At 67.3% G+C, this 19,522-nt stretch carries 13 protein-coding genes and 2 CRISPR repeat arrays; of the genes, 5 read left to right on the top strand and 8 right to left on the bottom strand.

The annotated features are described in order from the left end of the window. Nucleotides 1-154: 154 nt before the first annotated feature. Nucleotides 155-899: a CRISPR direct-repeat array (repeat unit 31 nt; unit sequence GTTTCAATCCACGCACCCGCAAGGGTGCGAC). A 153-nt stretch (nt 900-1,052) separates the two neighbouring features. Beyond that, on the bottom strand, nt 1,053-2,000 hold the full coding sequence (locus P7L68_RS00880; protein ID WP_371999111.1) for a LysR family transcriptional regulator: 948 nt from the start codon (nt 1,998-2,000) through the stop codon (nt 1,053-1,055). Nucleotides 2,001-2,122: 122 nt separating this feature from the next. Between P7L68_RS00880 and P7L68_RS00875 the strand changes: the two genes are divergently transcribed. Further along, nucleotides 2,123-3,001: an alpha/beta fold hydrolase gene (locus P7L68_RS00875; protein WP_371999110.1), complete on the top strand. Its 879-nt coding sequence runs from the start codon at nt 2,123-2,125 to the stop codon at nt 2,999-3,001. A gap of 109 nt (nt 3,002-3,110) precedes the next feature. Then, nucleotides 3,111-3,669: direct repeats of the CRISPR family, unit length 32 nt; unit sequence GTTTCAATCCACGCACCCGCAAGGGGTGCGAC. A gap of 307 nt (nt 3,670-3,976) precedes the next feature. Further along, on the top strand, nt 3,977-5,188 hold the full coding sequence (locus P7L68_RS00870) for an MFS transporter (RefSeq protein WP_371999109.1): 1,212 nt from the start codon (nt 3,977-3,979) through the stop codon (nt 5,186-5,188). Here the strand turns inward: P7L68_RS00870 and P7L68_RS00865 are convergent. The 5 genes from P7L68_RS00865 to P7L68_RS00845 all read right to left on the bottom strand — a co-directional run bounded on the left by P7L68_RS00865 (nt 5,137) and on the right by P7L68_RS00845 (nt 12,145). After that, nucleotides 5,137-6,525 (bottom strand): M20 family metallo-hydrolase, encoded by a 1,389-nt coding sequence (locus tag P7L68_RS00865; RefSeq protein ID WP_371999108.1) that lies wholly within the window; start codon nt 6,523-6,525, stop codon nt 5,137-5,139. The two genes, P7L68_RS00870 and P7L68_RS00865, sit on opposite strands and share 52 nt — an antisense overlap. A gap of 4 nt (nt 6,526-6,529) precedes the next feature. Then, nucleotides 6,530-7,411, bottom strand: coding sequence for an alpha/beta fold hydrolase (locus tag P7L68_RS00860; RefSeq protein ID WP_371999107.1), 882 nt, complete (start codon nt 7,409-7,411; stop codon nt 6,530-6,532). 17 nt (nt 7,412-7,428) lie between these two features. Further along, nucleotides 7,429-8,562 carry a pyridoxal phosphate-dependent aminotransferase gene (locus tag P7L68_RS00855; protein ID WP_371999106.1) on the bottom strand — a complete coding sequence of 378 codons (1,134 nt, stop codon included), beginning with the start codon at nt 8,560-8,562 and terminating at the stop codon, nt 7,429-7,431. Further along, a complete protein-coding gene (locus P7L68_RS00850; protein WP_371999105.1) occupies nt 8,559-9,425 on the bottom strand; it encodes an SDR family oxidoreductase in 867 nt (288 codons plus the stop codon). Before P7L68_RS00850 ends, P7L68_RS00855 begins: the two co-directional genes overlap by 4 nt. Nucleotides 9,426-11,122: 1,697 nt before the next feature. Further along, nucleotides 11,123-12,145, bottom strand: a complete 1,023-nt coding sequence (locus P7L68_RS00845; protein WP_371999104.1) for an ABC transporter substrate-binding protein — start codon at nt 12,143-12,145, stop codon at nt 11,123-11,125. Between the two features lie 258 nt (nt 12,146-12,403). Between P7L68_RS00845 and P7L68_RS00840 the strand changes: the two genes are divergently transcribed. From P7L68_RS00840 to P7L68_RS00830, 3 genes are all read left to right on the top strand, one after another. Next, a complete protein-coding gene (locus tag P7L68_RS00840; RefSeq protein ID WP_371999103.1) occupies nt 12,404-13,819 on the top strand; it encodes an amidase in 1,416 nt (471 codons plus the stop codon). Between the two features lie 137 nt (nt 13,820-13,956). Beyond that, entirely contained in the window at nt 13,957-14,904 is a 948-nt protein-coding gene (locus P7L68_RS00835) for a hypothetical protein (protein ID WP_371999102.1), read from the top strand. A 12-nt stretch (nt 14,905-14,916) separates the two neighbouring features. Then, on the top strand, nt 14,917-17,472 hold the full coding sequence (locus tag P7L68_RS00830) for a CHAT domain-containing protein (RefSeq protein ID WP_371999101.1): 2,556 nt from the start codon (nt 14,917-14,919) through the stop codon (nt 17,470-17,472). Here P7L68_RS00830 and P7L68_RS00825 read toward each other — a convergent pair whose 3' ends face one another. Further along, nucleotides 17,473-17,718, bottom strand: coding sequence for a hypothetical protein (locus tag P7L68_RS00825; protein WP_371999100.1), 246 nt, complete (start codon nt 17,716-17,718; stop codon nt 17,473-17,475). It lies immediately after the preceding gene. A 355-nt stretch (nt 17,719-18,073) separates the two neighbouring features. Continuing rightward, nucleotides 18,074-19,480, bottom strand: a complete 1,407-nt coding sequence (locus tag P7L68_RS00820; RefSeq protein WP_371999099.1) for an amidase — start codon at nt 19,478-19,480, stop codon at nt 18,074-18,076. Between the last annotated feature and the right edge of the window lie 42 nt (nt 19,481-19,522).

Genomic DNA, 19,522 nt, shown 5'->3' with positions numbered 1-19,522 from the left:
TTGGTTCGGTTGGGGGTCGCAACCAAACCCTACCGAAGATCGACGATCACCACCCCGATTTCGGGGACGCCATCATCCCCAGGCAAACGCTGTTACACCACTCGGCGGGACGTGACCCAGATCGGCGGGACGTGACCCAGAGACCTATATGCGAGTTTCAATCCACGCACCCGCAAGGGTGCGACTTGACGACATCAAGGAGGGGGAGCTGTCCACGACCGTTTCAATCCACGCACCCGCAAGGGTGCGACCCGAGACCTGGTCGCATTCGTCGATCACGAGGGCGTTTCAATCCACGCACCCGCAAGGGTGCGACAGCCCGCAGACCTTCTCGAAATGCTCAAGGCCCCGTTTCAATCCACGCACCCGCAAGGGTGCGACTACCTATGCCAAGATCGCCTCTGAGGCGCGGGCGGTTTCAATCCACGCACCCGCAAGGGTGCGACACGCGCGCGTGGTGTCGTCGCCCGCGCCGACCACGTTTCAATCCACGCACCCGCAAGGGTGCGACCAGCGGCGCCACTTACGTGGCGGAGCTGCTCGCGGTTTCAATCCACGCACCCGCAAGGGTGCGACTTCGCGCTCTATGCGGCGCGGAGCCAGCGCGAGGTTTCAATCCACGCACCCGCAAGGGTGCGACGATAGTGCGCTAGTTAAACTTAACCGTGCTATTGTTTCAATCCACGCACCCGCAAGGGTGCGACAACCGACGGCGCAGGCCTGGCGGCCTGGCGCCAGTTTCAATCCACGCACCCGCAAGGGTGCGACTATTTTTCTCTTATCTGATTTTTCGGATTATCGGAGTTTCAATCCACGCACCCGCAAGGGTGCGACGCGCCGATCGGCGCGTGCCGCCGACCGCGCGGAGGTTTCAATCCACGCACCCGCAAGGGTGCGACCCACCCTCTCTTAATACCCTGAATCCGGTCCGTAAAAAAGGCAGGTCGCGCGAACCTCCGGTGAGATCATGCGTGGGTATGGGTGTCGTGTCGCTGAAAAATGCAGGTGCTTGAAAAATAAGGCGGAGTCCGGCCGCGAACCTCCCGGGGTTTTTACGGGAGCTTGAGGTTCGCGGCAGGCGGTGTGGTGTCGGTGAGGCGGTCGGCGAACCAGGTTTTCAGGCGCGGGACGGCGAAATCGATGAAGGCGCGGACCTTGGGGACCGGCAGGCGGCCGTCCGGGGTGAGCAGGTGGACGGGGAGCGGTGGCGGGGTAAAGTCGGGCAGCAGGAGGGTGAGGCGGCCGGCGCGGATCTCGTCGGCGACGTGGTAGGAGAAGACGCGCGCGATACCGTGGCCCGCCACGGCCGAGGCCACCGCCGCGCGGACGCTGTTGACCGTCAGCCGCGGCGTGATGCCGATGGCGCGGGAGGTGGCGGCGCCCGGCCCGGCGGGGAAGCTCCAGGCCTCCTCGCCGGATCGGGCGAGGGCAATGATGCGGTGGCCGGCCAGATCGGCCGGCAGTTCGGGCACACCACGGGTCGCCAGATAGGCGGGTGCGGCCACCACCACCCGCCGGACCTCGCCGAGCCTGAGCGCAATCAGGGTGGAATCGGGCAGATGCGCGATGCGCAGCGCCACGTCGATGCCCTCGTCGATCAGGCTGACCGGCCGGTCGAGCAGATGCAGCCGCGCCGACACCGCCGGGTATTCATCCAGAAAGGCATCGAGCACCGGGCGAAGAGCCGCCTCCCCGCTCGGCACCGGGGCGGTGAGGGTCAGCAGGCCGCGCGGAGCCGCGCTTTCACCCGCGGCGGCCAGATCGGCCTCTTCCAGATCGGCCAGCACGCGGCGGCAGGCGGCTGCATAGCCTTCGCCCACCTCACTCAACCGCAGGCTGCGGGTGGTGCGGTGGAGCAGCTGGGCGCCGATATGGGCCTCCAGAAAGGCGATCGCCCGGCTGACGGCGGCGGGAGAACGACCCAGCCGCCGGCCCGCCCCGGCCAGGCTGCCTTCATCGAGGGCGGCGATGAAAATCTTCATCGCGTCGATCCGGTCCATCAGTCTTCCGTTTTCTGAAAGAGTGCCTGCCGATCTTCGGGCATTCCGCCGAAAGCTGCAACGGCATAGAACCAGGGCATCGCAGGTGGAATGCCTGCTCCATAACCCGGAAGGCCCCGTACATGACCGCCAGCACGCATGCCATCACCCATCGCAGCATCGATCTCGGCCCGGTGACGGTGTTCTACCGCGAGGCCGGCGACCCGGGGAACCCGACCCTGCTGCTGCTGCACGGCTTCCCGACGTCGTCGCACATGTTTCGCGATCTGATCCCGCTGCTCGCCGACCGCTTCCATCTGGTCGCCCCGGACCTGCCCGGTTTCGGCTTCACCACCGCCCCCGACCGCGGCGCCTTCGACTACGGTTTCGACGGCCTGGCCCGGGTGATGACTGCCTTCACCGAGGCGCTGGGGCTCGCACGTTTCGCGCTTTACGTGTTCGATTACGGCGCGCCGGTCGGCTTCCGCCTGGCCCTGGCACAGCCTGAACGGGTCACGGCGCTGATCTCGCAGAACGGCAATGCCTATGAGGCGGGGCTGGGGGAGGACTGGGCGGCCACCCGCCGCTACTGGCAGGAACCGACCGCGGAAAACCGTGCGGCCCTGCGCCCCATGCTCAGCCTCGACGGGATCCGCCGGCAGTACACCCACGGCGTCGCCGACCAGAGCCGGCTGGCCCCCGAGGCCTGGTGGCTGGATTACGCCCTGGTGCAGCGCCCGGGCAATGACGAGATCCAGCTGGACCTGTTCGGCGACTATGCCAGCAACATCCGGCGCTATCTGGACTTCCAGGCCTGGCTGCGCCACGCCCGGCCCCCGGTGCTGCTGACCTGGGGCCGCCACGACCCCTTCTTCATCCCCGCCGGCGCCGAAGCCTTCCGCGCAGACGTTCCGGATGTCGAAATTCATATGCTCGACACCGGCCATTTCGCGCTGGAAACCCATGCGGAGGACATCGCCGGGCTGATCGCGGATTTCATGACCCGGCGGGTGGTGGGGTAAGGCAGGCTCCGTCGGCGCCGGGTATGACATGCCCGGCGCCGGCCAGGGAGATTACCGCCCTGACAGGGATGCGACGGACCGACCGGTATCGGGGGATGGTGATGGGGCCGTTTCAATCCACGCACCCGCAAGGGGTGCGACCTGCCGGCGTACGAAGGGTATGCGTCGACAGATGTTTCAATCCACGCACCCGCAAGGGGTGCGACGGTCTGCGCGGTGTAGGTATTGTGCGCCGACAGGTTTCAATCCACGCACCCGCAAGGGGTGCGACGCGTCGTGGCTACCAAGCAGGCGGCCGGTACCGTGTTTCAATCCACGCACCCGCAAGGGGTGCGACGAAAGTTTGCCCGGAATCGTTTGTCGCTGATGGTGTTTCAATCCACGCACCCGCAAGGGGTGCGACAAATCGGCCAGTCGTCGCCCGGGTCGTCGGCCAGGTTTCAATCCACGCACCCGCAAGGGGTGCGACCCCTCAGCGACCACGCGGCGGATCCGGCCAAGATGTTTCAATCCACGCACCCGCAAGGGGTGCGACGCCTTAATGCGTGTCTGGAGATCGCGCAGATCCTGTTTCAATCCACGCACCCGCAAGGGGTGCGACGCTGTTCCAGGTAGGATACCAGCGCCTCAATAACCGTTTCAATCCACGCACCCGCAAGGGGTGCGACCCACCCCCATTTACTACCCTGATTCGGCACTGGAAAAAAGCCGATTTGCGCGAACCTCCAGGGCCACCATGCCAATGCATGTGTGCAGCGTCATGGAAAATTCTTATCTGTATGGAAAATAAAGGGAAAGCTTCTGCGCGAACCTCCCGGGAATTTTACGGGAGCTTGGGGTTCGCGTAAAGGGCCGGTTTGGGACGAGTCAGTCTGGCATTTGATGACAAACTGATCATCCTGGATGGCGGATTATCGATCTGGTGAGACAGGATCATCCTACCGGCCGAGATGTCCTTCCGCTCCGGAGTTCGCTATGCCTCCCGCCTTGTTTGCGCTAACGATTGCAGCTTATGCGATCGGGACCACTGAATTCGTCATCGTTGGGTTGTTGTCGACGGTGGCGCAGGATCTGGGGATCAGCCTGCCGACCGCCGGGTTGATCGTCAGTGTTTATGCCCTGGGCGTCACCTTCGGCGCGCCGGTTCTGACCGCGCTCACCGGCCGGGCGGCGCGCAAGCCCCTGATGTTGGGGTTGATGGCACTGTTCATCGCCGGCAATGGGCTGGCCGCGCTGGCGCCGGGATATGAGGTGCTGCTGGTTGCGCGCGTGCTCTCGGCTTTTGCCCATGGCGTGTTCTTTTCGGTCGGCGCCACCATCGCCGCCGATCTGGTGCCGGAAAACCGGCGGGCCTCGGCGATTGCGATGATGTTTGCCGGGCTGACGGTGGCGATCGTCACCGGCGTGCCGCTCGGCACCTGGATCGGGCAGCATTTCGGCTGGCGCGCGACCTTCCAGGCCGTGGCGTTGATCGGTGCGGTGGCGCTGATCGGCATCGCCGCCCTGCTGCCGCGCGATCTGCCGCGCGGTGAACCCGCCCGGCTGGCCGATCAGGCGCGCGTGCTGGGTTCCGGCCGGCTGCTGCTGGTCTTTGCGATGACGGCGGCCGGCTATGGCGGCACCTTCGTCACCTTCACCTTCCTGGCGCCGGTTCTGGAGCAGCTGACCGGCCTGGCCGAGGCCGCGGTCAGCCTGGTGCTGGTGCTCTATGGCGTGGCGATCGCCATCGGCAACATCGCCGGCGGCCGGCTGGCCGACCGCAACCCGGTCAAGGCGCTGGCCTGGCTGTTCGCCGCCCAGGCGGTGGTTCTGTTCGCCTTCAGCTTCACGCTGCTGTCTGCGATACCGGCGTTGATCACGCTGGCGGCGCTGGGGTTCCTGCAATTCGCCAATGTGCCGGGGCTGCAGCTCTACGTGGTGCAGCTGGCCCGCATCCATCGGCCGGCGGGGGTGGAGGTCGCCTCGGCGCTGAACATCGCCGCCTTCAATCTGGGCATCGCGGCGGGCGCCTGGGTCGGCGGTCGGGTGGTCGCCTCGGGCCTGGGCCTTGCCGCCACCCCCTGGGTCGGGGCGCTGATCACCCTCGTCGCCCTGGCCCTGACGCTCTGGAGCGGCGCACTGGACCGGCGCGCCGGCTACCCCGCCAGCTCCACCAGCAAGGCCGCCAGAACCCGGGCGCCGGCGTGAAGGTGCCCGGGTTCCGCCCGCTCGGTCGGGTGGTGGCTGATGCCCTGGTGGCAGGGGATGAAGATCATCGCCGCGGGTGCGATCGCGTGCAGGTGCCGCGCGTCGTGCCCTGCCGCCGAGGGCAGGTCCATGGCCGGATGGCCCAGCACCGCGGCGATGTCGCAGATCCGCTCGCGCAGCGCTTCGGGGAACACCAGCGAGGGCGCGTCGACCAGCGGTTCAACCACCACCGTGCAGCCGCCGGCCAGTTCGGCACAAAGATCGGGAATCGCCGCGCCGAAGCCCTGCATCAGCCCGGTGTCGAAATGGCGCAGATCGATCGAGAACACCACCTTGGCCGGCACCACCGAGGGTGCGTTGGGCGAAACGGTGAAGCGGCCGAAGGTCAGCATCAGATCCTCGGCCGTGCTGCGCGCGATGGCATGAAGCCGCTGCACCATGGCACTGGCCGCGATCAGCGCATCCCGCCGCTCGGCCATCGGCTTCGTGCCGGCATGGGCCTCTTCCCCCGTCACCGTCACGCGAAAGGTCTGCTTGCCCTGAATGCCGGTCACGGCGCCGACCACCCTGCCCTCGGCCTCCAGCACCGGGCCCTGTTCGATATGCGCCTCGACATAGGCCTCGATCGGCTGGCCCAGCTCGCGCAGCGGCACATCGGGAAAGGCGGCGTTGACGGTGGCCAGCGCTGCTGCGACGGTGACACCATCGGCATCGCGCACGCCCAGAATCTCGTCCAGCGGCCGCACGCCCGCGAAGGCTTCAGACCCCATCATGCCCGGCGCGAAGCGCGAGCCTTCCTCGTTCATCCAGGCCACGGCCTCGATGCTGCGCCGGGGCACATGTCCCGCGTCGCGGATCGCTTCCAGCACCTCGACGGCAGCCAGCACGCCATAGATGCCGTCGAAACGGCCGCCGGTCGGCTGGCTGTCCATATGCGAGCCCGACAGCACCGGCGGCAGATGCGGCTCCCGGCCCTGCAACCGAAAGAAAAGATTACCGGCCGGATCGGTTGCAACACCGAAGCCGCGGGCGCGGGCGATGCCGATCAGATGGGCGCGGGCCGCGATCTCTTCGGCCGACAGCGCCTGGCGGTTCACCCCGCCATCGCTGCGGGCCCCGAACCGGGCCAGCTCCATATGCCGTTGCCACAACCGGTCGCGGTTTACATACCCCACGATGCGTTCTGCCTCGGGCGTGATCTCGCGACCGCTCGGCATGTATCCCTCTCCCGTTTCCTTGCGCCAGTCGGTGCGGCGGCGCCAGCTTTCCGCCGGTGCCGCCCCGCCCGCCCCCATCAATCCGCCCGTCTCCGTCAATCCGCCGCCATCACCGGACATGGGCTTACGAGGTCTTCATGATCTGCGCCGGCTCGGCGCGCGGATCGCGGACCGTCCAGCGCCCGGCCTCGACCATGGCGATGAACTCGGCCAGCAGCTGGTTGAACAGCGCCGGCTCTTCCAGGTTCAGGGTGTGGCCGGTCTTGGGCAGCACCGCCAGCCCGGCGGCCGGCAGGGTCTTCTTCATGAAAATGCCCGGCTGCAGGCAGTGGTCGTCTTCGTCGCCGACCACGATCAGCGCCGGCACGGTGCAGGCGCGGATCCGGTCTTCCAGATCGTAGATCGAGGGCCGGCGCGCCTGAACGCCGCTCATGGTGTTGGCGGCGCCGGTGTCGGAATGCTCGGCCAGGCGGTCGGCGAATGCCTGCCAGCCGCGCGGATCCTTGTTCTGGAACTGCACCCGGCTGGCGCCCAGCGCATAGGTCTTTGCGAATTCTTTGGCCCCCAGCGTCCGGAAGCGCTCGGCCACTTCCAGCGACACGCCGCGGAAATAGTCCTCGAACTGCTTCTCCGCGCCATAGCCGGCCCCGGCGATGGTCAGCGACAGGGCGCGTTCGGGGGCCATCAGGCCGAAATGCAGGGTCGCGAACCCGCCCATCGACAGGCCGACGATATGCGCGCGGTCAATGCCCAGATGGTCGAGCACGGCCAGCGCATCGGTGACGGCAATCTCCTGCGAATAGGCCGCCACATCCGCCGGAATATCCGAAGGCGCATAGCCGCGGGCGGAATAGGTGATGCAGCGATGGCGGCGCGCGAAGAACTGCATCTGCGGTTCCCAGGCGCGATAATCGCCGCCGAATTCATGGATGAACAGGATCGGGGTGCCGGTCCCCGCCTCTTCATAATAAAGGCGGGTGCCATCGGCGGCTGTGGCATAAGGCATCGGTCTGGCCCTTCCGGTCAGAACAGCGGCGGAATCTCGGTCCGGGTCTTCGCCCGTTCCGCCATCTCGGGCAGCAGGGCGCAGAAGGCGTCGACCCAGGCGGTCGGCACGGTGGTCGACACCTTGATGAAGCGGTCGCCGAAGCGGGGCGTGTGATAGGTGCCCTGGCGGATCATGATGCCCGCGGTCTGGAACTCGGCCACCAGCGCCTCGGGCCGCACCCCGGCCTCGATGCACTCCACCACCACGAAATTGCCGTGCGAGGGGTAGACCGGCATGGCGAAGCCCGGCAGAGCGTCGACCGCCTGTTTGATCAGGGCCTGGTTGTGGCGCTGGATCTGCTGCACCCCGGCCATCCATTCGTCCTTGACCCCAAGCCCGGCCAGCGCCGCCGCCTGGGCGATCACGCTGGCGCCGAGCGGCGCGGTCGAAAACGGCGCGATCCTGTCCATCAGCGCGGGGTAGGCGACCAGCGCCCCCACGCGCATGCCCGCCAGCCCCAGCCATTTGGAGAAGCTGACCACCGTCACCGCCCCTTCGGGGTAGATCATGCTGGCGGGCGTGTGGCCTTCGGCGAAGTCGCGATAGGTGCTGTCATGGATCAGGATCGCACCCACCTCACGCGCGATCGCGGCGAAGGCGCCGATTTCCTCGGCGGTATAGGTGATGCCCAGCGGGTTGTTCGGGTCGACCAGATAGATGATCGCGGTCCGCTCATCCACCACCTCCGCCAGCCGTTCGGGGCTGAGGCGGAACGTCCATTCGGGGCCGTAGATCGGGATTTCGATCACCTCGGCGCCGTTCTGGGCGGCGAATTGCAGGGGCCATTTCCAGCCCGGATCGGTGGTGACGAAGGTCGTGCCCGGCCTGGCGAAGGCCCGGCAGATCAGCGCCAGCGCCGCCACCGCACCATCGGTCACCAGCGCCTGGGCGCCGGGCAGGCGCAGATCGGCGACGATGGCCGCCCGCAGCGCCTCCATGCCGGCGGGCGGCGCATAGGCGTGGAAATTCTCGGCATCCACGGCGGCATGCATGGCGGCGGCAACCGCCGGATGCTGGGGCACGTGATTGGTGTTCTGGCCCAGCCATTTCAGGTCGGGGTCGGAAAACAGCCGGTCGAAATAGGCGTTCTTGGTATCGAGCAGGCTCACGCATCGATCTCCTGAAAAGCGGGCTCCTGAAAGGCGGGGGCCTGAAAGGCGGGGGCCGCGACCGACTTCCGGCCGCCATCCTTGATGATCGACCCGCGCGAGGCGATGCCGCCATCGATGGTCACGATCGTGCCGCTGACATAGCCGGCGCGCGGCGAGGACAGGAACACCATCAGATCGGCCACCTCTTCGGCCGTGGCCGGGCGGCCGCCGGGATAGCGGTCGAACAGCTCGCGCCAGCGGGTTTCGTCGCCGAACATGTCGACCGCGCGCCGCTTCATCAGCCGCACCATGCGGTCGGTTTCCACCGGCCCCGGGTTCACGCCCAGCACCCGCACGCCGTAATCCATGCTCACCCCGCCGAGTGCGCGGGTGAAGGCCATCAGCGCCGCATTGCCGGTGGAGCCGGCGATGTAATTGGCGTCCCAGTTCTCGCCCGAATTGCCGATATCGTTGACGATCACGCCCATACCCCGCGCCTGCATGCGGGCATATACCGCCCGGGTCAGCGAGATATAGCCGAAGACCTTCAGGTCGAACCCCCGGCGCCACGAGGCATCGTCCACCGCATCGATCGGGCCCGAGGGGATGTTGCCGGCATTGTTGACCAGAATGTCGACATCGCCCGCGGCATCGGCCAGCGCCACCATCTGCGCATCGTTCGACAGATCCATGGCATGGATCGTCACCGCCACACCGCATTCCGCCTCGATCGCGGCCTTCGCCGCGACCAGGGCCTCTTCCGAGCGGGCGGCCAGGTGCAGATCGGCACCCTCGCGGGCAAAGCTCCAGGCGGCGGCCAGGCCGATACCCTTCGATGCGCCGGTGATCAGAACCTTCTTGCCTTCAAGACCCAGCTTCACCGCTCAAGATCCTCGTTTTGGTACGCATGATATGCGTTTGTGAATGCAATAATGCCATTATTGTATACGAACACCTGCGAGTCAAGAACCGTCGACCCACCCCATGCACCGCCCGTCCCCCGCAAGCCCCAGCCGTGGCAAAGGAAGGTGGATCCCCGCGAAGGCGGGGATCCAGGTCCGTTCCCCCACAAAGAACGCCGCCCACCCGGGTCCGCCATCGATGGCCGACATGACCGTCCACACCTCCGACCGCCCGTTCATTCTCGCGGAAACCAACCTGGATCCCCGCCTTCGCGGGGATGACGGTGGTGGGGGCAGGGTGGACCTGGGCGAGGGTGGCGCCTGACATGACCGGCCGACGGTGGTGGGGTCGGGGCGAAAACCGCGAGGCCTGCGCCTGACATGACCGCCCGATGGCGGTGGAAGCGGGGGAAAACCGCGGGGCCCGCGCCCCTGACATGACCGCCCGATGGTGGTGGAAGCGGGGGAAAACCGCGGGGCCGGCACCTGCCATGACCGCCCGATCGCACACGCCGCCCCTGTCCGGTCCCCCCTCCGCCCACCTCCGCACACCCTCTCTACCGTCATCCCCGCGAAGGCGGGGATCCAGGTCCGCCCCCCCCACAAAGAACGCCGCATACCCGGGTCCGCGGTCGATGGCCGACATGACGTCCACACCTCCGGCCGCCCGTTCATTCTCGCGGAAACCAACCTGGATCCCCGCCTTCGCGGGGATGACGGTGGTGGGGGCAGGGTGGACCTGGGCGAGGGTGGCGCCTGACATGACCGGCCGACGGTGGTGGGGTCGGGGCGAAAACCGCGGGGCCCGCGCCTGACATGACCACCCGATCGCACCCGGCGCCCCTGTCCGATCCCCCCTTCGCCCACCTCCGCACACCCTCTCTACCGTCATCCCCGCGAAGGCGGGGATCCAGGTCCGTCCCCCCACAAAGAACGCCGCATACCCGGGTCCGCGGTCGATGGCCGACATGACGTCCACACCTCCGGCCGCCCGTTCATTCTCGCGGAAACCAACCTGGATCCCCGCCTTCGCGGGGATGACGGTGGTGGGGGCAGGGTGGACCTGGGCGAGGGTGGCGCCTGACATGACCGGCCGACGGTGGTGGGGTCGGGGCGAAAACCGCGGGGCCTGCGCCTGACATGACCGCCCGATCGCACCCGGCGCCCCTGTCCGATCCCCCCTTCGCCCACCTCCGCACACCCTCTCTACCGTCATCCCCGCGAAGGCGGGGATCCAGGTCCGTTCCCCCACAAAGAACGCCGCCCACCCGGGTCCGCCATCGATGGCCAACATGACCGTCCACACCTCCGACCGCCCGTTCATTCTCGCGGAAACCAACCTGGATCCCCGCCTTCGCGGGGATGACGGTGGTGGGGGCAGGGTGGACCTGGGCGAGGGTGGCGCCTGACATGACCGGCCGACGGTGGTGGGGTCGGGGCGAAAACCGCGGGGCCCGCGCCCCTGACATGACCGCCCGATCGCACCCGGCGCCCCTGTCCGATCCCCCCTTCGCCCACCTCCGCACACCCTCTCTACCGTCATCCCCGCGAAGGCGGGGATCCAGGTTCATCTCCGCGTGAAGATCGCCGCCCGCCGGCCCCGCTGCCGGCAACCGCGGGGCGGCCCGACCAGGTGTTTCAACCTCGTCGGGCCGCGGTGCATACAAGCCTCCGCCTCAGAGCATTTTGTCCGCAGCCGGCACCTTGTCCCAGAAGCTCTCGTCGAAGGCGGCTTTCAGGTCGACCGGCTCTTTCAGGGCGCCGAAGCCGACCAGATCGGTCTGCACCTTCTCGATCGAGGCCATGTCGAGCGCGCCGAGGCCCTCACCGGCCGCCCGGCCGGCGACCATCAGCCGTTCGATCTCGTCCAGCATGGCCTCCTGATGCTTGCGATCCAGGCCCTCCGCCGCGGCCATGACGATGTCGATCGCCTCTGACTTGTGCTCAAAGGCATATTTCCAACCTTTGAGAGTAGCGTTCAGGAAGCCCTGAACCAGTTCGGGCTTCTCGGTCGCGATCTTTTCCGAGGTGATGAAGCTGTCCTGCTGGGTGGTCACGCCGTAATCATCGGGGGTGAAGACCGTCAGATCGGTGATCCCCTGCTCTTTCAGCGTGTTCAACTCGTTGTAAAAGGTGACGGTGGCGACGTCGAACTCACCCTCGACGAAGGGCGCCATGGAGACCGGCTGCGGAATGATGGTCAGTTCCGACTGCTTGATCTTGGCCGCCGCCAGCACCGAATACAGCGTGTATTGCGGACCGGTGAACCAGGTCGCCACCTTCTTGCCCTTGAAATCCTCGATCGTCTTGATGCCGCTCTTCTCCCGCGCCACGAAGGCGAAGGGGGTCTTCTGCTGCGACATGCCGATGCAGATCAGCGGCAGGCCCTTGGCGCGGGCATGCAGCACCGCCTCCGTCCCGCTGCCCAGACCGAAAGTGTCGGCGCCCGAAGCCACCAGCGCCTCGGCATTCAGGTTCGGGCCGCCCGGGTTGATGGTCATGTCCAGACCCTCGGCTTCATAGAAGCCCTTGGCCTTGGCGACGTAGAAGCCGGCGAACTGGGCCTGGGGCAGCCATTTCAGCCGCACCGACACCGCCTCTGCCGCATCGGCCGTGGCGGCGCCCCCCACGGGGCCGAACACCGCGGCGGCCGCCAGAGCAAGGGCCACCGCCCCCCGTTTCGCAATGCGCATATACATGGATCGAAGCCTTCCGGAGCAGTTTTTTATGGGCAAGGCGGGGGCTGTACGCACATGCCGGTCATTGGCCGTGCACGCATACCCACGCAATATGCATGCCACCTGTCTCTGCACCGGAATTCCGCATATCCCGCATGCCTCATCGGCACTCATCCGCCCATTTTATGAGCAGTGACGATTTTTGAGCACGAAACAGGCATTCTTGTATAATGATGACATGCCCGCGCCCACAGATCCCATCAGAGGAGCCGCACCGGAATGTCGTCGACCCTGCACAGATTGAGCCTGGTCCGCCTGGCGGAAGAGATCCGCCGCGGTGCGGTATCGCCGGTGGATGCGGTCCGCTGCATGATGGACCGGATCGCCGCCCATGACGGCGCGCTGCATGCCTTCGCCCATCGGAACGATGCGGCGCTGGATCAGGCCCGGCGCGCCGCGGCGGAAATCGCCGCCGGACTGGTGCGCGGCCCCCTGCACGGCGTGCCGCTGGCGGCCAAGGATCTGTTCGACACGGCCGACATGCCGACGGAATTCGGCAGCCCGGTGCTGCGCGGCCGGCGGCCCGGGCGGGATGCGACCGTCATCGCCCGGCTGCGGGCCGCAGGCGCGATCATCCTGGGCAAGACCACGCTCACCGAAGGCGCCTATGCCGACCATCACCCCGAGGTGGTGCCGCCGGTCAACCCCTGGGGGGCTGCGCACTGGACCGGCACCTCGTCCAGCGGATCGGGCGTGGCGGTGGCGGCCGGGCTGATCTGGGGGGCGCTGGGGACCGATACCGGCGGCTCGATCCGCCTGCCCTCCTCCTGCTGCGGCGTGACCGGGATCAAGCCGACATGGGGGCGGGTCAGCCGGGCCGGCGCGCTCGCCCTCGCCCCCTCGCTCGACCATATGGGGCCGATGGCGCGCAGCGTCGCCGATGCGGTTACCATGCTGGGGGTCATGGCCGGCCCCGACCCGCGCGACCCCACCGCATCACAACTTCCCGTACCTGACTATATGGCAGAACTCGCCAAACCGGTGCGGGGCCTGACCATCGGCATCGACCGCGGGCTGTTGAAGGCGCGGGCCGATGATCAGGTTCTGGCCTCGATCGAGCATGTGATCGAGGTGATGACCGGGCTCGGCGCCCGCTTCGTCGACGTCACCCTGCCGCCGATCGAACCGGCGCTGACCGGCTGGGCGGTGCAATGTGCGGTCGAGGCCGCCATCGTTCATCGCGACCACTGGTCGACGCGTTCGGCCGAATACGGCCCGCGCCTCGCCGCGCTGATCGACCGCGGCCACCGCCACACCGCCTTCGAGCTGGCCAAAGCGCAGGAACACCGCCGCGATTTCGCGGGCGCGATGGAGGCGATCTACGCCGCCTGCGACGTGCTGCTGATCCCCGGCCTGCCGGTCGCGGGCCCCACACTCGATTACATGTCCGGCCTGGGTGAAGACCCGGCGGCGATCCTGGCGATCGGCCCGTTCACGGCCCCCTTCGACGTCTCGGGCCAGCCGACGATCACGGTGCCCTGCGGCATCAGCGAGAAGACCCGTGACGGCGGGGGCATCCCCCTCGGCTGCCAGTTCGCCGGCCCCCGCTTCGCCGAGGCCCTGATCGCCCGCGCCGCCCACGCCTTCCAGACGGCGACCGACTGGCATACACACCGGCCGGAAGGGTATGCATAACCGACTTCTTCTTCCGGCCTCCTGGTCCCTGTGACGCAGAGCCATGCATCTCTGACCAAAGCTTGCCACTTTGCAGGCGAACTGGAATCGGAAATACTATCGATCTGCGTTCATGCCGGGGGTGAGGAGCAGACGAGATGGCTTCGGGCAGGGGCCCCAAAAAAACTGATCCGCTGAACCGCGGCAGCAATATCCGCTGGATGATCGAAAACCGGGACCCCGCAGACCTTCCTCCCCGGATCCCCAAGGACGCCGCCGGGATGGCCAGGCTGGTCGGTTGCCACAAATCGACCATCTCCCGCAGCATTCGCCGGCAATCCGTTCTGGCCGACGATTATGTCCTCGCCTTCATCGAAAGCGCACGCCTGCGGGAGATCATTCCCGGCATCGCGCCGGTCTGGTTCGACGCGGAGCCGGCGGAGTTCGCCCAATATCTCAAGGATGCCGGCTTCGGCCGGTGGGGACAGGGGGCGCCCACCATCGACTGGGTCGGCAGGCTGCCGCCACTGGCAACAGCACGCTTCATGTCAGAAAGCTGGTTGCGCCCCCTGCTGCGCCCGACCACCTATCGCAGTGATTTCGGCGCACCGGCAGAAGATGCGGAATTTGTGGATGCCGCTGCGACTATCGGCGAACGCTTCGGTATCGTAATCGATCCCTTCCCCGATATGTTGCGTGCCGGCCTGCAAAGCGACGCTCTGAAGCTCGTCATCCTGCACCGCACCATCGGCCACGCGGTTTTTGACGTTCTGGAGCCAGACCCGGCGACGACCCTCCATGTTATCCCCGGCGCGGGCGCCGCAGGACGCGATCTGCTGGTTCTTGCAAAGACCGTCAAGGGACCGGTTTCCATTGCCTATGGATTTGAGGTCGGCGGCATCACAGGCCGTCGCGAACTCGCGGTGATCATCTTCGGTACGGCGACAGATCTCCCGAGAGGCTGGCGCGGCACACCGCCGGAGGCCCAGCTCGCCCCCTGGCGTCTGGCGCCTCTGGCCGAGGCAGCAGAGGTGGCCGGGCGTCGCGGCGACCTGCTGCACGGCTGCCTGATCTTCGATGCCCTGCCACCCGGCGCGCTGTCATAAGGGGAAAATGCCATGACGGCCATAGAGCATGCGCTCAAAGCCCTTGATGATGCCGAACGTGCCCTGCAAACCCGGAATGGCGGCGCATTGGAAGACGCCGTCCGGCGCGTGCTCACGGCAACCGCCTCAGCGCCTGACGACACGGCACGGATCCTGCGGGCACGAGGCTTCGAGTATGCGGCCATTCTGGCGCAGGTGAGGGGCGCCCCCGAGGCCATGGCAGCCGCGATCGACCAGATCCGGATGCTGACGGCGGTGCTGGATAACGACGAGGTCCGGCAACTGCTTCACCATACGATGGCAAACCTGCAGGCAGACCTCGCCCGATTGCGCGGCAAGGCGGGCGAGGCAGGGCAGATCGGCCTGAAGATGCTGGAAGACATCGCGGGCGGAGCCGCCATCGCCGGACTGCCGCCGGAGGCACGGCCGGCCCATATCCGCGGCCACCTGCCCCCGGCCGCAAATCTTGCGCCGGAACTGCAGGTCCGCATCGCCCATATCCTGATCGAACGCCTGGCGCAGGATGCTTTCAAGCGGGGGCGTTCAGGCGAGACCATGGCCTGGCTGGACCTTGCGGAACCCTATCTGCACGGCCTGCCGGCGGATATGGGCCTGGCCCTGATTTCCATCTGGGGAGCGACCCGGCGCGCAGAAGCCTTGCGCTGCAACGCCACGGATGAAATCAAGGCCACCCAGCCACGCGTACTGGCCCTGTTCGACAGTCTGGACCTGCCGCCGGCGGCCCGAAACAATCTCAAAGAAGCTTACGGTCTCGCGGCTGAGATAGATCTTGCACTTGCCTCCCGGGATCGGGACAGGATCGAGGCCGCCTTCCGTAACATGAATGCCTGGCGCCAGACCGAGGGTCCGGCCCTCGATATGCGCGGCGCCATGCGCTATCATCCCGGCTGGACCGATGGGCCGACGCTGCGGCGTGACAATCCGGCCTTCAATGTACAGCGTCTGCATCGGGCCGTGATGATCATGAAAGGGGATGATCCTGAAGAAGCGATCTCCGCCCAGCTGGCCCTGATGGCGGATGAAGACTTCATCTATGACCAGGATCTCGCCTTCAATGTTCCGATGATGCTGGGTGATATGCTGGCGGCGCTCCATGACCCCGGTCGCTTTCCCACCCTGCATGCTGCCACGCTGCTGCTCAAGGCCGCTGTCCGGGCCCATGAGGGCCTGCGGCTTGACGTCGCCGGAGCAGCCGCGGGTCTTCTGCACCCGATGGAGGGCACCTTCTTCCCAAAGCCCTACCAGCGTCTGCAGGACCTGCTGTTGAGCCAAGGCCGGATCGGGGAAGCGATCCGCATCGATATCCTGCGGGAACAAGATGATATGCGGCTGCCCAGGCCGGCTGCCGCCACGGCAGCGGCTGCTGCGGCCGCGCGGGTGCCGTTCACTGCGCGCGAATCACAGGTCTGGCCACAGCTTGTCGAAGGTGCACGTCTGGTGCAGGCCGGACGCACCAGGGTCGGTCCGCTGCAATGGGCCGCCGGGATCGAAAGTCTGCTTGCCGATCGGCCCGAGGACCCGGGGGATGCGGCTCTTCCAGACGAACGGCGCTGGACCTCACGTCCCGATGTCGCGATCCTGGGTTATATGCTGCGGGGCACAGAGCTGACCATCCGCTGCCGGCACGGGGATCACGCCAGCATCCGCACCGGAAGGCTCGGCACCGCCAGAGAGCTGACCGATCTGGTCTTCAATCTGGAACGTGCCCTGCGCGACCCACGCCGAGATCCGCTGCCGCCTTTGCATGCCGCGTGGCGGATGCTGATCGCGCCGGTGGCCGACCAGCTGTCGGACCCGCGGATTGCCACCCTTCTGGTGGACGCCGCCGGCCCAATCGGCCGCATCCCCTTCGCCGCCCTCCACGACGGCCGCGATTTTCTGGTGCGCCGGGCGGCGGTGGTGGTCGACGGCACCACAGACCGCCCATCTGCGACCGATGGTCGACGAGCTGCGGGCCTTGCGGTTCCGCGGACGCCGGGCATGGCCGATCTGCCCCAGGCAGCCGCAGATCTCGCGACATTCCGCAACGTCATGACAAGGCATGGCATTCCGGTGGATTGTCCCGGCACGACGGCAACCGCTGCAGATCTGGATCGGTTGCTGAGTCAACCGCCCCAGGTTCTACAGATATCGTGTCACTTCGATGCAGATCCGGCCGAGCCTGGCCGTTCGGCCTTCCTTCTGGGGGATGGCAGCCGGTTCAGTCTTGACGATTTCGCCCGCCATGATCTGTCCGGCATCGATCTGATGCTGCTGATGGGCTGCGAGACCCTCTCCCGGGCAGACGCCCCGGCCAGCCGGCGCGGTGGCCTGGACCAGACCATGCGCCGGCTGGGTGTCGGGGCGGTACTGGGCGCCCTCTGGCCGATCGACGACGAGGTGGCGGGATTCGTCCTGGACCGCATTCTCGAGAATCGCTTCGCACGGGGGCTGGATCTGGCAGCATCCCTGCGTGATGCCCAGCTCGCGATACTCGATGCCGGGGATGACAGGCTGTCGCATCCCCATTTCTGGGCCCCATATTCCCTGTCGGGAAGCTGGAGCTGATCAGATCGGCCCGGCTTCGCGTGCCTCCAGGCCAAGATGAACGACACAGAAGGCCAAGCCTACAGGATCACCAAGAAGGACTGCGGCCGCACCGGCCACCAGCGCCGCCGCCGGGATGCCGATGTCATCGGCGATGCGCGACGCTGTGGCGACATCACGGCCGGCGGCCGTGCAGACCAGCAGCCCAACCCGGCGCACGATACCAAGAGCGAGGAAGGTCATCAGGAAGGATTCACCCGGCATCATCCGCCAGCCCTCCCCCTGCCCTCGGTGACGTCCACAGCCGGTGCGTTTACGCGTCCGTGGTCGTGGACCACCAGACCGCGCGCGCCCAGAATCACTGTACCCACCACCATGCCGGCCACCAGGCCGATCGCCACCCGCAATAGCTGACTCCGCATCCGAAGGCCCCCCATGCTCCTGCCGATACCCTTGTCGGCTTCAGCAAGCATGCGTTCAGGCAGATGTGCATGACAGCCAGGACTGACTCAGTCGCGCTCAGATTCCAGCGAATCACGCAACATCACGCAACTCTGGGCAACTTCGCGCAACTGCTTTTGACCGCCCCCCCCACCCATCTGCGCCCTGCCCCGACAGAGGCTTAATCAAGCATAAGCGCCGCCGTCCAGGCGGCCGCCATCCGCAGGATGGCGGCCTCGCCGAAACGGGGGCCGATGAATTGCAGGCCGACCGGGGGCTTCGCAATCTTCGCAAACTCCACCGGCTGCGCAGGCACGGAGACCGCCGGAAGCTTCGCAAAATTCGCAAGGGCGGTGAAATCCGCCTGCGCGGCCGGAACCTTCGCATCATGAGCGAAGGCGGTCTGGGGGGCCGTGGGCAGGATCAGGGCATCGACGCCCGCCAGAGCTGCCCGGGTGGCGACGCCGATTTCGGCGATGCGGCGATATGCGCCCGCCAGCCGGGCGGCGCTTGCGTCGCGGCCATAGCGCAGTGCGGCGGCGAAGCTCTCGCTCACGCCCTCGGGCGTGGTGGCGCCGTCGGGGCCCATCAGCTCGGGATGCAGCTCCGCCGCCTCGGCCTCGGAAATCAGCAGCCCGTCGCGGCGCGCCGGGGTCGGCGCCCAGCCGGGGATGGAAACCGGCTGGATGATCGCCCCCAGATCGCGGAGGATGTCGAGCGCGCGGGCGAAGGCCTCGCGCACCGCCGGTTCGGTCGGCACACCCTCGATCTCGCGCGGCAGGCCGAGCCGCGCCCCGGCAAGGCCGCGGCCATGGGGCATCGCCGTCCAGCCGGCGGGCGCGGGCTCGGCCACCGGGTCGGCAGGGTCGAACCCGGCCATGACCTGGGTCACCAGGGCCAGATCCTCTACCGACCGCGCCACCGGCCCGATATGGTCCAGCGACCAGGCAAGCGGCACCACCCCCGCATTGGAGACGAGGCCGGTGGTTGGTTTCAGCCCCATCACGCCGCAATAGGCGGCCGGAATGCGCACGGAGCCCATGGTGTCGGTGCCCAACGCCACCGGCACGAAACCGGCGGCAACCGCGGCACCCGAGCCGCCGGACGACCCGCCCGGGGTGCAGCCCGGCACGGCGGGGTTGTTACAACGGCCAAAATGCGGATTGTCGGTTGTAGCGCCGAGTGCGCCCTCATGCATGTTGAGCGTGCCGAGGATCACCGCCCCCGCCGCCCGCAGCCGCGCCACCGCCGGCGCGTCTTCCGCCGCGATGCGGTTGCGCCAGAAGCCCACCCCCGCCGACCAGGCGAGGCCGCGCACGGCGATATTCGCCTTCACCCCCACCGGCACGCCGTCGAGGGGGCCGTGCGGCCTGCCATCGGCGAAACGTGCCGCAGACGCCGCCGCCGCCGCCCGCGCACCCTCTGCATCCAGCTCGATGAACGCCCGGATGCCGCCATCCCGCGCCCGGATCGCATCGATCAGGGCGTCGAGCACCACCCGCGGATCGGCCGTGCCGGCGCGATAGGCCTTGCCGAGACCGGTGGCGGAGAGACGGGTGACATCCGCAGACGAAGGCGTGGCATTCATGGCAGGAAAGGTCCTTCCGGACAGGGCGGCGACGGGGGAGAC

Source organism: Tistrella mobilis, assembly GCF_041468085.1.
Classification (GTDB): Bacteria; Pseudomonadota; Alphaproteobacteria; order Tistrellales; family Tistrellaceae; genus Tistrella; species Tistrella mobilis_A.
The sequence above is the reverse complement of the archived record's forward strand: the minus strand, read 5'-3'. Positions and strand labels throughout refer to the sequence as shown.

Coding starts and splice junctions, on each gene's coding strand:
- P7L68_RS00835 (WP_371999102.1), top strand. CDS start 13,957: ATGGCTTCGGGCAGGGGCCCCAAAAAAACTGATCCGCTGAACCGCGGC.
- P7L68_RS00820 (WP_371999099.1), bottom strand. CDS start 19,480: ATGAATGCCACGCCTTCGTCTGCGGATGTCACCCGTCTCTCCGCCACC.
- P7L68_RS00870 (WP_371999109.1), top strand. CDS start 3,977: ATGCCTCCCGCCTTGTTTGCGCTAACGATTGCAGCTTATGCGATCGGG.
- P7L68_RS00845 (WP_371999104.1), bottom strand. CDS start 12,145: ATGTATATGCGCATTGCGAAACGGGGGGCGGTGGCCCTTGCTCTGGCG.
- P7L68_RS00865 (WP_371999108.1), bottom strand. CDS start 6,525: ATGTCCGGTGATGGCGGCGGATTGACGGAGACGGGCGGATTGATGGGG.
- P7L68_RS00860 (WP_371999107.1), bottom strand. CDS start 7,411: ATGCCTTATGCCACAGCCGCCGATGGCACCCGCCTTTATTATGAAGAG.
- P7L68_RS00825 (WP_371999100.1), bottom strand. CDS start 17,718: ATGATGCCGGGTGAATCCTTCCTGATGACCTTCCTCGCTCTTGGTATC.
- P7L68_RS00830 (WP_371999101.1), top strand. CDS start 14,917: ATGACGGCCATAGAGCATGCGCTCAAAGCCCTTGATGATGCCGAACGT.
- P7L68_RS00875 (WP_371999110.1), top strand. CDS start 2,123: ATGACCGCCAGCACGCATGCCATCACCCATCGCAGCATCGATCTCGGC.
- P7L68_RS00840 (WP_371999103.1), top strand. CDS start 12,404: ATGTCGTCGACCCTGCACAGATTGAGCCTGGTCCGCCTGGCGGAAGAG.
- P7L68_RS00880 (WP_371999111.1), bottom strand. CDS start 2,000: ATGGACCGGATCGACGCGATGAAGATTTTCATCGCCGCCCTCGATGAA.